The organism is Methylobacterium gregans (assembly GCF_022179245.1).
GTDB classification, from domain to species: Bacteria; Pseudomonadota; Alphaproteobacteria; order Rhizobiales; family Beijerinckiaceae; genus Methylobacterium; species Methylobacterium gregans.
The window spans coordinates 1-13,569 of record NZ_BPQM01000043.1 but is presented as its reverse complement, the minus strand read 5'-3'; the positions used below and the strand labels follow the sequence as shown (position 1 = coordinate 13,569).

The following is a 13,569-nucleotide window of genomic DNA, read 5'->3' as shown; positions in this document are numbered from 1 at the left end:
GGGCCCCGCGACCCATTCGCCGTTTCCCAGAGGCTCGAAACGGCACTAGACAGGCCTCCAGGCGATGCGACGCGAAGGCCCGATGAGCGCGAAGACCGAGACCCAGCCGAGCGAGGACGCCCAGCAGACCGGCAAGCCCGTCGGGCCGGGCGACCAGGTGATCCTGGTGGACGGCTCGTCCTTCATCTTCCGGGCCTACTTCCAGTCGATCAACCAGGACCAGAAATACAATTCCCGCCCCTCGGACGGGCTGCCGACCGGGGCGGTGCGGCTGTTCTGCACCAAGATCGCGCAGTTCCTGCAGGACGGCGCGGCCGGCACCAAGCCCAGCCATCTCGGCATCGTCTTCGACAAGTCGGAGGGCTCGTTCCGCAAGGAAATGTTCCCGGACTACAAGGGCCATCGCCCCGACGCGCCGGACGACCTGAAGCGGCAGATGCCGCTGATGCGCGACGCGGTGCGCGCCTTCGGCCTGCACGCGATCGAACTGGAGCGCTACGAGGCCGACGACCTGATCGCCACCTACGCCCGACAGGCGGAGGCGCGGGGCGCGGGCGTCATCATCGTCTCCTCCGACAAGGACCTGATGCAGCTCGTGGGACCGCTCGTGCGCTTCTACGACTTCGAGTCGGGGGCCAAGGGCAAGCCCGGCTACCGGCCGGAGCGCAACCTCGACGTCGAGGCGATCGTCGCCAAGTGGGAGGGCCTGCAGCCGGACCAGATCGGCGACGCGCTGGCGCTGATCGGCGACACCTCCGACAACGTGCCGGGGGTGCCGGGCATCGGCCTGAAGACCGCCGCCGCGCTGATCAAGGAGTTCGGTAGCCTGGAGGCGCTGTTGGAACGGGCGAGCGAAATCAAGCAGCCCAAGCGCCGCGAGACGCTGCTCGCCAACATCGAACAGGCCAAGCTCTCGCGGAAGCTCGTGGCGCTGATGGAGGACGTGCCCGTCCCGGTTGCGCTCGACGAACTCCGCCTGCCCGACCCCGACCCGGAGCGGCTCGTGGGCTTCCTCAAGGCGATGGAGTTCAACACGCTGACCCGGCGCATCGCCCAGATGCTCCACGTCGATCCGGAGGCGGTGAAGCCCGACCCGCGCCTGCTGCCGGGCGCGCGGGCACACGGCTACGCCAACCCGAACGGCGGCAGCGACGCGGTTCCGTTCTTCGGCGACGCCGTGCCGCCCGATCCCGAGACCGCGGCGGCGGGCGCCGAGCGCGGCCCGGGCGCCGCGCCGCCGGAAGGCGGCGAGGTCGATCCCTTCGCCGCCTTCGACCTGCCCGACGCAGCGCCGCGGACCCGCACGCCGCCCGAGCCGACGCCCGGCGGCCTCGTAGCGGCCCGGGCGGCGGAATCTGTCAAACCCTTCGACACGGGATCCTACGAGACGATCCGCACGCTCGACCAGCTCGACGCCTGGATCGCGGAGGGGCGGGAAGCGGGCGTCGTCGCGGTCGATACCGAGACTGACGACCTCGACGCGCACCGGGCCGGGCTCGTCGGCGTCTCGCTCGCGACCGGCCCGGGACGGGCCGCCTACATCCCGCTGGAGCATGTCGAGCCGGTCGAGGGCGCGGGCGAGGGCGACCTCTTCGGCAAGGCGAAGACGGCCACGGGCGAGTTCCGGCGCGTGGCCGACCAGATCGACGTGGCAGCGGCGCTGAAGCGTCTGAAGGGGCTGCTTGAGGATCCGGGGGTCCTCAAGGTCGGCCAGAACCTGAAATACGACTGGCTGGTGCTGGCCCGCCACGGGATCGAGGTGGCGCCCTTCGACGACACGATGCTGATCTCCTACGTGCTCGACGCCGGCAAGGGCGGGCACGGCATGGACGAGCTCGCCCGGCGCCATCTCGGCCACCAGCCGATCACCTTCTCGGACGTCGCCGGCACCGGCCGCAACAAGGTGACCTTCGACAAGGTCGCGATCGACCGCGCCACGGCCTACGCGGCCGAGGACGCGGACGTGACGCTGCGACTCTGGCGGATGATGAAGCCGCGCCTCGTCGCCGAGCGGCGGGTCGCCGTCTACGAGACCCTGGAGCGCCCGCTGATCGCGGTGATCGCCCGGATGGAGCGGGCCGGCATCCGGGTCGACCGCGACATGCTGAGCCGCCTGTCGGGCGACTTCTCTCAGACGCTGGCGCGGCTGGAGGAGGAGATCCAGGCGGACGCGGGCGAGACATTCTCGGTCGGTTCGCCGAAGCAGATCGGCGACATCCTGTTCGGCAAGATGGGCCTGCCCGGCGCCAAGAAGACCCCGTCGGGCCAGTGGGCCACGCCCGCGACGCTCTTGGAGGAGCTGGCCCAGGCCGGGCACGAGTTGCCGAAGAAGATCCTGGAATGGCGTCAGCTCTCGAAGCTGAAATCGACCTACACGGACGCGCTCCAGGCCCATGCCGACCGGGACTCAAGCCGGGTCCACACCTCGTTCTCGCTCGCCGCGACGACGACGGGCCGGCTCTCCTCCTCCGAGCCGAACCTGCAGAACATCCCGATCCGCACGGAAGAGGGCCGGCGCATCCGCCGCGCCTTCGTGGCGGCGCCCGGCAACCGGCTGATCTCGGCCGATTACAGCCAGGTGGAGCTGCGCATCCTCGCCCACATCGCCGACGTGCCGCAGCTGCGCCAGGCTTTCGAGGAGGGCATCGACATCCACGCGGCCACCGCCTCGGCGATGTTCGGCGTCGCCCTCGACGCGATGACGCCGGACCTGCGGCGCCGGGCCAAGACCATCAATTTCGGCATCATCTACGGCATCTCGGCCTTCGGCCTCGCCGACCGGCTCGGCATCGGGCAGGCCGAGGCCTCGGCCTTCATCAAGCAGTATTTCGAGCGCTTCCCCGGCATCCGGGACTACATCGACACGACGAAGCGGCTCTGCCGCGACAAGGGCTACGTCACCACCCTGTTCGGCCGGGTCTGCCACTACCCGCAGATCCGCTCGAACAACCCGCAGGAGCGGGCGAGCGTCGAGCGGCAGGCCATCAACGCGCCGATCCAGGGCACGGCCGCCGACATCATCCGGCGCGCCATGGCGCGGATGGAGGGGGCGCTCGCGGCCGAGAAGATCGAGGCGCGCATGCTGCTGCAGGTGCACGACGAGCTGGTCTTCGAGGCGCCCGAGGGCGAGGTCGCCCGCGCGCTCCCGGTGATTGCCGGGGTGATGGAGCAGGCCCCCGCCCCCGCGCTGACGCTGAAGGTGCCGCTGGTGGTCGAGGCGCGCGACGCGGGGAACTGGCAGGAAGCCCACTGAGGCGCACCGCGCGCGCAGCGGCGCATCTGGCCCGCGCCGGCGCACCGCGCAACGCGGCGCGAGGCGGCGCGAGGCGGGACCCCGTGTGGGGCACGGCGGTTGACGGAGCATCCCGCCGGAGCCCCGTGAGCCGCCGTTGAGCAAGCGCGACATCATCGTCATCGGCGGCTCCTCCGGTGCCACCGTCCCGCTGAAGGCGATCCTCGGGGCGCTCCCCGGCACGCTCGCCGCCGCAATCTTCGTGGTGCTCCACGTCCCGGCCCGCAGCCTCGGCCTGCTCGCCACGGTGCGCGCGGCCGCGGCCAACCTGCCGGTCCACCCCGCCGAGGACGGGATGCCGATCGCGCCGGGCCACGTCTATCTCGGCGTGCCCGACCGCCACCTCATCGTGGCGGACGGACGCATCCGCCTCGGCCGGGGCCCGCGCGAGAACATGGCCCGCCCCTCGATCGACCCGCTGTTCCGCTCGGCCGCCGCGACCTACGGGCCGCGGGTGATCGGCGTGATCCTGAGCGGCCTCCTCAACGACGGCGCGGCCGGGCTCGACGCGGTGCGGCGCTGCGGCGGCGTCGCGATCGTGCAGGATCCGGCCGAGGCGATCGCCGACGAGATGCCGAGGAGCGCGCTCGCCGCGGTCGCGGACGGCCGCGCCGTGCCGGCCGCCCGGATCGGGGACGTGCTCGCCGACCTCGTGCAGGAGCGGGCGGGCCCGCGCCTGCCCGTACCGCCCGAGATCCGCCTGGAGGTCGACATCGCGGCGGGCGAGCGGGTCGACAGCGGCCTGCTGCGCCGCTTCGCCGACCCAGCCCCGCTCTCCTGCCCCCATTGCGACGGCGTGCTCTCGGAGGTGCGCGGGGCCAAGCCCCTGCACTTCCGCTGCCAGGTCGGGCACGCCTACACCGCGGAAGCCGCCGCCACGGCCCAGGAGGGCGCGGTCGACGAGGCGATGCGCGTGGCGCTGCGCATCGTGGGCGAGCGGGCGGACCTCGTGGCCCGGATGGCGGCCGATGCGCGCGCCGACGGCCGTGCCGTCGTCGCCGAGATGTACGAGGCGCGCGCGGCCGAGTATCGGGAACACGTCGACACGCTGCGCCGGGCGGTGCTGCGGGCGGTCGAGCCTTCCGGCGGCGACGGGATGCCGGAGATCTGAGGCACGGCGCGGCGGCCCCTCCGGTCGGTGGCCCCTGCGCCGGAGGATAGGAAGCGGTCGTGGCGAAGACACCGGCGTCGCAGGCAGGCGCGGAGAGCGCGAGCGTCATCGTCGCCCTGACCGGCGAGGCTGCGGACACCGCCGCGCTCGAGCATCTGCTGACACGCCTGCCGCTGGGCAGCGGCGCCGCGATCGTGGTCATCCTGCAGAACCGCGAGGCCCTGGACAGGGAGCGCCTCGCCGCGATCCTTCGCGAAGGCGGGCGCGAGCTCACCGCGATCGTGGACGGGGAACCCGTGCAGGGCGGGCGGATCTACCTGCCGGAGGCGAGCGTCCTGGTCAGTCTCGAGGCGGGGCACTTCCGCACCGCGGCCTCCGATCAGCCGGCGGGCGGGCGCGGCACGATCGACAGTTTCCTGGTCTCGCTCGCCCGCCACGCGGACGGCCACGGCATCGCGGTGGTCCTGGGCGATACGGGCGAGGACGGCACCCTCGGCTTCAAGGCGGTGAAGGAGGCGGGCGGCCTCACCCTCGCGGAGGAGACGGAGGGCACCCGCGCGGGCGACCTCGTGGTCGGCAACATGCCGGCCGCGCTCGCCGACGCGATCCTGCCGGTCGAGGCGCTCGCCGCGCGGCTCGCCGCCTATATCCGGCAGGCGGCCCGGCAGGAGGTCGGGTCCGAGGCCGACGCGGCGGCGCTCGCCGGCACCGCGGGGGTGCTGCGCGACAGGACCGGACACGATTTCCACGGCTACAAGCCCGGCACCTTCCTGCGCCGGGTGCAGCGCCGGATGCAGGTCGTCCAGCGGAGCGAGATCGGCGCTTACGTCGAGTACCTGCGCGCCCAGCCCGAGGAGGTGCAGCAGCTCTTCAACGACCTCCTGATCGGGGTCACCCAGTTCTTCCGCGACGGCCGGGAATTCGCGGTGCTGGAGCGGGCGGTGATCCCGCAGCTCTTCGCCGGCAAGGGCCGCGACGACCATGTCCGCGTCTGGGTGGTCGGCTGCTCGACCGGCGAGGAGGCCTACTCGCTCGGGATCCTGCTGCGCGAGCACATGGCGACGCTGGAGCAGGCCCCGCAGGTCCAGATCTTCGCGACCGACCTCGACGGGCGGGCGCTGGCGGCGGCCCGGGCGGCACGCTACGCCGACACCGTCGCGCGCGACGTCGGCCCGGAACGGCTGGCGCGCTGGTTCGTGCGGGAGGGCAACACCTACTGCGTCGTCAAGGAACTGCGCGAGATGTGCATCTTCTCGCAGCACAGCATCATCAAGGACCCGCCCTTCTCGCGCCTCGACCTGATCTCCTGCCGCAACCTGCTGATCTATCTCGACACCGAGCTCCAGAGCCGGGTGATCCCGGTCTTCCACTTCGCGCTCCGGCCCGGCGGCGCCCTCTTCCTCGGCACGTCCGAGAACGTGTCGCGCCACGCCAACCTGTTCGCGCCGGTCGAGAACCGCTCCCGCATCTTCCGGCGGCTGGAGACCCACGACCGCGTCCTGCCCGACTTTCCCTTCACCACCGTGAGCCGGCCGGGCTCCGCCGGCGCCCCGGCGGCCGAGCGCCCGCGCCACGTCGAGGCGAGCCTCGCGCGCCGGGCCGAGCGCCTCGCCGAGCGCTACGCGCCGGCCCACGTGATCGTGGACGCGGCCTGCACGGTCCTGCACTTCTCCGGCCGGACCGGGCGCTACATCGATCCGGCGGGCGGCACCGCGACCCTGAACCTGCTCCAGCTCGTCCATCCGGACCTGCGCCTCGACCTGCGCACGGCCCTGGAACGCGCGATGACCAACCGGTGCGCCGTGCGCACCGAGGGCGTGCGGATGGGCGTCAACGGCCACCGCCTCGTGGTCGAGATCGTGGTGGAGCCGCTGCCCGAGGAGGGCAACACGCCCGCGAGCTACTTCGTCCTGTTCAAGGACGGCTCCACGGTGCGGGAGGCGGAGGCCGAGAGCGGCGGCTCCCCCTCGGGCCAGCGTGCCTACACGCAGGGGCTCGAGGCGGAGCTGCGCACCACGAAGGACCGGCTCCAGGCCACGATCGAGGAGCTGGAGAGCACGAACGAGGAGCTGAAGGCCTCCAACGAGGAGTACCAGTCCCTCAACGAGGAGCTGCAATCGGCCAATGAGGAGCTGGAGACCTCGAAGGAGGAACTGCAATCGGTCAACGAGGAGCTGACGACCGTCAACGGCGAGCTCGGCCACCGCGTGCAGGAACTGGGGCGCACCAACAGCGACCTCAAGAATTTCCTGGAGAGCACCCAGATCGCGACGATCTTCCTCGACAACGACCTCCGGGTGACGAACCACACGCCCGCGGTCACCGAGATCTTCCACCTCGTGGAATCGGATGTCGGGCGGCCGATCGCCCACATCAAGTCGCGCATCGCCTACGACGAATTGCAGGACGACGCGCGCCGGGTGCTGCGCACGCTGGGGCCCGTCGAGCGCGAGATCACGGGCTCGACCACGGGCACGCGCTACATGGTCCGGGTCCTGCCCTATCGCAGCGTCGACAACTTCATCGCGGGCGTGGTCGTCACCTTCGTGGACATCACCGCCCGCAAGCTGGCGGAAGAGCGCCAGCAGGCGAGCGAGCGGCGCCTGCGCGCCCTCGTGGAGGGCATGCCCCAGCTCGTCTGGCGCGCCGCCGACGGCGGACGCTGGCTGTGGACCAGCCCGCAATGGTGCGCCTATACGGGCCTGACCGAGGCGGAGAGCCGCGAGCACGGCTGGCTCAAGGCCCTGCATCCCGACGACCGCACATCCGTGCTCGCGCGCTGGCGCGAGGCCGAGAGCGCCGGGCTCTTCGCGATCGAGAGCCGGATCTGCCAGAGCGAGACCGGCCACTACCGCTGGTTCAAGATGCGCGCGACCCCGGTGCGGGACGAGCGCGGCACGATCGCGGAATGGCTCGGCACCTCGACGGACATCGACGACCTGCGCCAGCTCCAAGAGCAGCAGGAGGTGATGGTCAACGAGTTGCAGCACCGGACCCGCAACCTGATCACCGTGGTGCGCTCCATCGCCCAGCAGACCATGACGTCGAGCGCGACGCTCGACGAGTTCCGGCTCCGCTTCAACGACCGGCTCGGCGCGCTCTCGCGGGTGCAGAGCCTGCTCTCGCGGGCGGAGGAGGAGCCGATCACGCTCAGCGCCCTGATCCGCACCGAGCTCGACGCGCTCGCCGCGACGGGCATGCAGGAGCGCGTCAGCATCGAGGGGCCGGACGTGTCCCTGCGCAAGGCCAGCGTGCAGACCCTGGCCCTCGCGCTGCACGAGCTGGCCACCAACGCCCGCAAGTACGGCGCGCTGGCCGTGGCGGACGGGCAGCTCCGCGTGCGCTGGCGGACCTACGCGGAGGAGACGGGCGAGCGACGCCTCGCGCTGGAATGGACGGAGCTGGGCATCGCGACGTCCGCCTCCCCGGGCGGCGAGGTGCAGAGCGGCTACGGGCGCGAACTGATCGAGAAGGCTCTGCCCTACGCGCTCGACGCCCGCACCCATTACGAGTTGCGAGCCGGCACGCTGCACTGCATCATTGACCTGCCGCTCGAGCGGCGCCGGAGGGGCGCCATCGAGGAGCTGTGACGGGGCGGGGACCCGGGTGGTCCGCCCTCCACCTTCGGCTCCGCAGGTCGAGCGGCGGCGGTGCTTCCGGCGGCCCGGCACGGGAGACGATCCGGGTCGCGCGGCGCTTGAACCGGATCGCCGGCCGCGATCCGGGGGCGGGTTCCGTCAGTGCGGGCAGTCGCCGAAGCGACCGCACAGCTCCTCGGGCACGAACCGGCCCCGCGGAACCGGGGCGGACACCACGTCGATCTCGGCGGCGAGGGCCGTCGGCGCGGCCTGCGAGCTCGGCGGGTCGGTCAGGATCGTCAGCCAGAACGCGGCCGTGGCGAGCGCGAAGGCGGCGAGGAAAAGCGAGAACCTCGACATGCGCGTCACTCCCGAGAGGGCGATGCGACACTGATGCACGATTCGACCCGCGCCGGCATGCTCCGAACGGATGAGGCACGAAGATATCGCGCGATCTTTTGTTAAACGCGGCCCCTATCTTTACTATTGGCTGGTATACAACATTCTTCCGCTCAGAGTACGGCCGTCACGCACGCGCGAGATCATGGCTTTGCTTGCGTTGGATCTTGACGCCCCGATCTGACCCTGCTCATCTCCCACTCCTCTGAGAGGACGAGAGCGCTCCCGGACGCAGGAGCGGCATCGGATCGGAGGCGCGCATGGAACCGACGCCGAGTTCCGCCATCGCGGAGATTGATCGCTTCATCGAGGAGAGCCGCCAGCTCATCGCCCGCGCAGAGGCCTGCCGGCAGAGCCTGATCGCGCTGGGTGCCCGGGAGGGGCACCTGCTCATGGCCACCCGAACCATCACGGCGATGGGCCGCATCCAGGCCACGCTGCTGCGGCAGCGGGCGATGCTCCCGCAGCGCGCGCTGCTCCCGGAGGGCGCGGCCCCGCCGGAGGCCGGGCGCGTGCCGGCCGTCGTCGTGGTCGCGCGCCCCGCCCGCCCCTGGTGGGCGCTGGTCGGGCGCCGGAAGGCCGAGGCCCGGCTGTCCTGAGCGCGGCCCTTCGCGCGCCCTTCCGCACCGCTCAGGCGGCGGAGGCGGTGAGGGCGCGGCGCTCCTCGTGCTCCAGGAAGGCGTGCGCCTCCTCCTTGCGCTCGAAGATGTGGGGTGCCAGCCCGCGCCGGCTCAGCGCCTCCTGCATCTTCAGGCGCAGGAAGGCGCTCGTCGCGTAGCGGGTCGTCGTCAGGTAGTGGTAGGCGCAGAGATACTCGATCATCTCCGCGTAGTCGTCGTAGAGGCTCTCGGGGATGCGGAACCCGTCGTGGTTGACCACCGAGTTCACCCGCTGCCCGGCCTTCAGGCAGGCGGTCTCCAAGACCTGCCGCAGCGCGTCGATGTCGCCCTTCGCGCGCACCTGCCAGCCCTCCAGGTTCACGAAGAGCAGGTTGCGCTCCTTGTCGTAGCTGACCCGCTCGGCGAGGTTGAGGTTGAGGAGGTCGGCGAGCAACTCCATCGGCTCGTCGCGGAAGATGCGCGGATCCATCAGGATCGGGTTCTCGATCACCGGCATGAAGTCCATATGGGCGAGGATGTCGCGCCCGATGTCGATGCCGGGCGCCACCTCGATCAGTTCCAGGCCCGCCTGGGTGAGATGGAAGACGCAGCGCTCCGTCACGTAGAGCACCGGCTGCATCCGCTCCTTCGCGAAGGGCCCGCTGAAGGTGTTCTGCTCGACCTGTTTCACGAACTTGCGCGAGCGGCCCTCCTGCACGATGCGCAGACGCCCCTCCTCGACCTTCGTGACGAGCCCGCCGGAGGTGAAGGTGCCGGCGAAGACCACCTTGCGGGCGTTCTGCGAGATGTTGATGAAGCCGCCGCAGCCGTTGAGGCGCCCGCCGAACCGGCTGGTGTTGACGTTGCCGTCGCCGTCGCACTCGGCCATGCCGAGACAGGTCATGTCGAGGCCGCCGCCGTCGTAGAAGTCGAACATCTGGTTCTGGTCGATGATGCAGTCGGCATTGGTCGCCGCGCCGAAGCTCGACCCCGAGGCCAGCACGCCGCCGACCGCGCCCGCCTCCGTCGTCAGCGTGATGTAGGGCGTGACCTGCTCTTCCGCCGCGACCGCCGAGATACCCTCCGGCGCCCCCACCCCGAGATTGACCACGCCGTTCGGCGGCAGCTCGAAGCTCGCGCGCCGGGCGATGATCTTGCGCTCGGAGAGTGCCATCCGGCGGATGCCGGTCACCGGCACGCGGATCTCGCCGGCGAGCGCGGCGTCGTGCATCACGCCGTAGTTCATCCGGTGCTGCTCGGGCTCGGCGACCACCACGCAGTCGATGAGCATGCCTGGCACGCGCACGTCCTTCGGCTTGATCGAGCCCTGCTCGACGATGCGCTCGACCTGCGCGATCACGATGCCGCCGTTGTTGCGCGCGGCCATCGCCTGGGCGAGGTTGTCCAGCGTCAGCGCCTCCTTGGCCATGCAGAGGTTGCCCGACGGATCCGCCGAGGTGCCGCGGATGAAGGCCACGTCGATCTTGGTGGCGGTGTAGAACAGCCACTCCTCGCCATCGACCTCGACGAGCTTGACGATGTCGTCCTGCGTCACGGTGTTGACGCGCCCGCCGCCGTGGCGCGGGTCGACGTAGGTCTTGAGCCCGACCTTGGTGAAGAGGCCGGGCTGCCCGGCCGCGCAGGCGCGGTAGAGCTGCGAGATCACCCCTTGCGGCAGGTTGTAGCCCAGGATCTTGTTCTCCTGGGCGGCCTGAGCGACCTTCGGCATCCGGCCGAAATTGGCGGCGATCACCCGGCGCAGCAGCCCGTCATGGTGCAGGCGGCCGGTGCCGAGCCCTTTGCTGTCGCCAGCGCCCGCCGTCATGATCAGGGTGAGGTCGCGCGGGGCCCCGCTGTCGACGAAGCGCTTCTCCAGCGCGGCGTGCAGCGCCTCGGGGATGCAGCTCTGGACGAAACCCGTCGTGGTCACGACGTCGCCGTCGCGGATCAGGGCGATGGCCTCGTCGGCTGAGATGACCTTGTTCTTTTTCATGGGCGTCGGCGTCCGTCCCTGTCGCCCCCTTCGGAGGTCGTTGACGGCCGCGTTCCTCTTCGCGGCCGGCGGGCTCGGGCTGTCGGCGCGTGCGTGCGGGGGCGCGGCGCGGCCGGTGCCTGTTGCTTCGAAGCCGCGGGGCCCGCGAAAACGCGGAGCCCGATGCGGATTCGGTCGAGCCAGTCTTGGTGAGAGTACGGGCGGCGACCGAGCCCCCGCAACCGAAGATTATTTGGAGAGGCGTTGAATTTCCCTGAGCGATGACTGCACTGCAGCAAAAACTTGCATTTGGTATTCCAGTCGATCGCACGGGAGCTTGCGCCGAGCGCCCTATCCAGCGGACGGCCCCGCGCGTAACGCTGCCGGCCCGCCCGGAGCGCGCCGGGTCGCGAACGCCCGTGAGAGCATGCCCCCCGCCTCCCGCTCCACCACCCGCCTGATCCTCGTGCTGGCGGTGGCGGGGTTCGCCAGCACCTTCGCGGGCCGCTCGGTGGAGCCCCTCGTCGGCGTGCTGGCCCGCGACCTCGCCAGCGATCCGCACAGCGTCGCCCTGCTCTCGACCGCCTTCGCGCTGCCCTACGCGCTGATCCAGCCGGTGCTCGGGCCGGTCGGCGACGCGCTCGGCAAGGAGCGGGTGATGACGGCCTGCCTCGTCGTGCTGGCGGCCGCGCTCGCGGCCTGCGCGCTGGTCTCGCAGATCAACCTGCTGTTCGGCCTGCGCATGCTGGCCGGCGCCGCGGCGGGGGGCGTGGTGCCGCTGGCGCTGGCGCTCCTCGGCGACCGCGTGCCGATGGAGCGGCGCCAGGTCGCGATCGGGCGCTTCCTCGTGGCGATCGTGCTGGGGCAGCTCTCGGGCTCGACCTTCGCGGGCCTGCTGGAGGCCGAGATCGGCTGGCGCGGCGTCTTCGCCATGACGGCGCTGGGGGCGGTCGCCGCGGTCGGCGCGACGGGGTTCGGCTTCGAGCGGGGTCTGTCGGGCGCCGCGCGGCGGCCGGATTTCGGAACGGCGCTCAAGCGCTACCGCGCGATCATCGCCAATCCGCGGGCGCGCATCCTGTTCTCGGCGGTCTTCATCGAGGCGATCGCGGTGTTCGGCATCTTCCCGCATCTCGCGCCGCTCATCGAGGCGCGCGGCGAGGGCGGCCCGCGCGAGGCCGGGCTCGTGCTCGCGGGCTTCGCGGTGGGCAGCCTGATCTACTCGGCCCTGGTCGGCCTGCTGGTGCGATTCCTCGGCCTGCGCATGCTGGCGGCGGGCGGGGCGATCTGCGCCGCCGCGCTCGTCACGATCGGCTTTGCCGGCACCTGGCAGGCCGACTGCGCCGCCATGGTGGCGATGGGGCTCGGCTTCTACATGCTGCACAACACCTTCCAGGTGCAGGTGACCGAGGTGGCGCCGCAGGCCCGCGCCTCGGCGGTGGCGCTGCACGCCTTCTCGTTCTTCTGCGGGCAGGCGCTCGGCGTCGCGCTGATCGGCGGCGCGCTCCAGACCGTCGGCCAGATCTGGGCGCTCGCCGCCTGCGCGGGCGCCATCCTGCTGCTGGGCTTGGCCACCGCGCACCTCCTCGCGAGACCCGCGCCGCGCGGGGCCTGAGGCACGGGGCGAGCGCTCAGTGCAGGTGGAACTCGCCGTTGACCGTGCGCAGCTCGGCCGGCCGGATCAGGCGGCTGTGCGCCACCCGCACCGCGTGCAGACGCCCCTCGATCGAGTCCTGCCAGAAGGCGAGGAAGCGCCGCAGCTCGGGGAAATCCGGGCAGAGGTCGTGGTTCTGCCAGACGAAGCTCTGGAGCAGGTGCGGATGGTCGGGCATCCGGTAGAGGATCTCGGCGGTCGTCAGGCTGTAGCCCTCGAGCTGACGACGGAAGGCGGACGATACGCTCATGGATCCTCGCTCCCCATATCCGACCGGCCGAGCTTGACCCGGGACCGCGTCTCGATCAAGAGAGCGCCGGAACGATTACTGTTTTCCTTACAATAAGTTAGCACTCATTCGCCGGCATTGCTGCCAAGACGGGCGCGAGCCTGTGCACGCCATCCACACCGGTTACGCATCGCGAGCCCGGCACGGCTTCCGCGCCGCCCGGATTCGCCGCACTCTGGGCCACGGTTAACCGGAGGTTCGGGGCTTGGCAGACGTCTTGGCACGCGGAGCGCTCGGCCGGTCGCTGCTCGTCGCGGGCGCGCTCACGGTTCCCCTCCTTCCCCCGGCGGCGCGCGCCGGAATCGCGATCTCGGCCGCCAAGATCACCGGCGGGGAGCTCTGGGTGCTGGGCTCGACCGACGAGACCGACGCCGAGATCAGCCTCGACGGCCAGTTCACCGGGCGCACGGACGGGCGCGGGAACTTCGAGTTCCGGCTGATCTACCATCCGGCGAGCTGCATCGTGACTCTGCGGGTGCGCCAGCAGGAGCAGCGCGCCGTGGTCGGCGAGTGCGGCCAGCAGGGCCCGCCCGGCCCGGCCCCCGCCGCCAGCACCCTCGCGGGCCCGCCGGGTCCGGCCGGTCCGCAGGGTGCGACCGGACCCCAGGGGCCCGCCGGACCGGCCGGGCCCCTGGGGTCCGGTCGCACCCTGCGGACCGGCCGGACCCGGCGGGCCCG

Annotated in this window: 8 protein-coding genes and 1 pseudogene; 6 read left to right on the top strand and 3 right to left on the bottom strand. The window is 71.5% G+C overall.

Annotated elements, in window-relative coordinates; all coding sequences use genetic code 11:
* The first annotated feature begins 82 nt into the window (after window positions 1–82).
* From polA to MFF54_RS10220, 3 genes are all read left to right on the top strand, one after another.
* Window positions 83–3,253: a DNA polymerase I gene (polA, locus tag MFF54_RS10230; protein WP_238302521.1), complete on the top strand. Its 3,171-nt coding sequence runs from the start codon at window positions 83–85 to the stop codon at window positions 3,251–3,253.
* A gap of 136 nt (window positions 3,254–3,389) precedes the next feature.
* The gene (locus MFF54_RS10225) at window positions 3,390–4,403 is read left to right on the top strand and encodes a chemotaxis protein CheB (RefSeq protein WP_238302519.1); all 1,014 of its coding nucleotides are present in this window, start codon (window positions 3,390–3,392) and stop codon (window positions 4,401–4,403) included.
* 59 nt (window positions 4,404–4,462) lie between these two features.
* Window positions 4,463–7,993, top strand: a complete 3,531-nt coding sequence (locus MFF54_RS10220; protein ID WP_238302517.1) for a CheR family methyltransferase — start codon at window positions 4,463–4,465, stop codon at window positions 7,991–7,993.
* Between the two features lie 147 nt (window positions 7,994–8,140).
* On the opposite strand, the gene MFF54_RS10215 is transcribed toward MFF54_RS10220, so the two are convergent.
* Window positions 8,141–8,341: a hypothetical protein gene (locus tag MFF54_RS10215; protein ID WP_238302515.1), complete on the bottom strand. Its 201-nt coding sequence runs from the start codon at window positions 8,339–8,341 to the stop codon at window positions 8,141–8,143.
* 299 nt (window positions 8,342–8,640) lie between these two features.
* Between MFF54_RS10215 and MFF54_RS10210 the strand changes: the two genes are divergently transcribed.
* Entirely contained in the window at window positions 8,641–8,979 is a 339-nt protein-coding gene (locus MFF54_RS10210; RefSeq protein ID WP_238302514.1) for a hypothetical protein, read from the top strand.
* Window positions 8,980–9,010: 31 nt separating this feature from the next.
* Here MFF54_RS10210 and MFF54_RS10205 read toward each other — a convergent pair whose 3' ends face one another.
* Window positions 9,011–10,972 (bottom strand): acyl CoA:acetate/3-ketoacid CoA transferase, encoded by a 1,962-nt coding sequence (locus MFF54_RS10205; RefSeq protein ID WP_238302512.1) that lies wholly within the window; start codon window positions 10,970–10,972, stop codon window positions 9,011–9,013.
* A gap of 406 nt (window positions 10,973–11,378) precedes the next feature.
* Here MFF54_RS10205 and MFF54_RS10200 point away from each other — a divergent pair, with 406 nt between their 5' ends.
* Window positions 11,379–12,563 carry an MFS transporter gene (locus MFF54_RS10200; RefSeq protein WP_238302510.1) on the top strand — a complete coding sequence of 395 codons (1,185 nt, stop codon included), beginning with the start codon at window positions 11,379–11,381 and terminating at the stop codon, window positions 12,561–12,563.
* A 16-nt stretch (window positions 12,564–12,579) separates the two neighbouring features.
* Here the strand turns inward: MFF54_RS10200 and MFF54_RS10195 are convergent, their stop codons facing one another.
* A complete protein-coding gene (locus MFF54_RS10195) occupies window positions 12,580–12,852 on the bottom strand; it encodes an usg protein (RefSeq protein WP_238302509.1) in 273 nt (90 codons plus the stop codon).
* Window positions 12,853–13,096: 244 nt separating this feature from the next.
* On the opposite strand from MFF54_RS10195, the pseudogene MFF54_RS27640 reads away from it, so the two are divergent.
* Window positions 13,097–13,569, top strand: a pseudogene (locus tag MFF54_RS27640) (hypothetical protein); the annotation flags it as partial.

Coding starts and splice junctions, on each gene's coding strand:
- polA (WP_238302521.1), top strand. CDS start 83: ATGAGCGCGAAGACCGAGACCCAGCCGAGCGAGGACGCCCAGCAGACC.
- MFF54_RS10215 (WP_238302515.1), bottom strand. CDS start 8,341: ATGTCGAGGTTCTCGCTTTTCCTCGCCGCCTTCGCGCTCGCCACGGCC.
- MFF54_RS10210 (WP_238302514.1), top strand. CDS start 8,641: ATGGAACCGACGCCGAGTTCCGCCATCGCGGAGATTGATCGCTTCATC.
- MFF54_RS10205 (WP_238302512.1), bottom strand. CDS start 10,972: ATGAAAAAGAACAAGGTCATCTCAGCCGACGAGGCCATCGCCCTGATC.
- MFF54_RS10200 (WP_238302510.1), top strand. CDS start 11,379: ATGCCCCCCGCCTCCCGCTCCACCACCCGCCTGATCCTCGTGCTGGCG.
- MFF54_RS10195 (WP_238302509.1), bottom strand. CDS start 12,852: ATGAGCGTATCGTCCGCCTTCCGTCGTCAGCTCGAGGGCTACAGCCTG.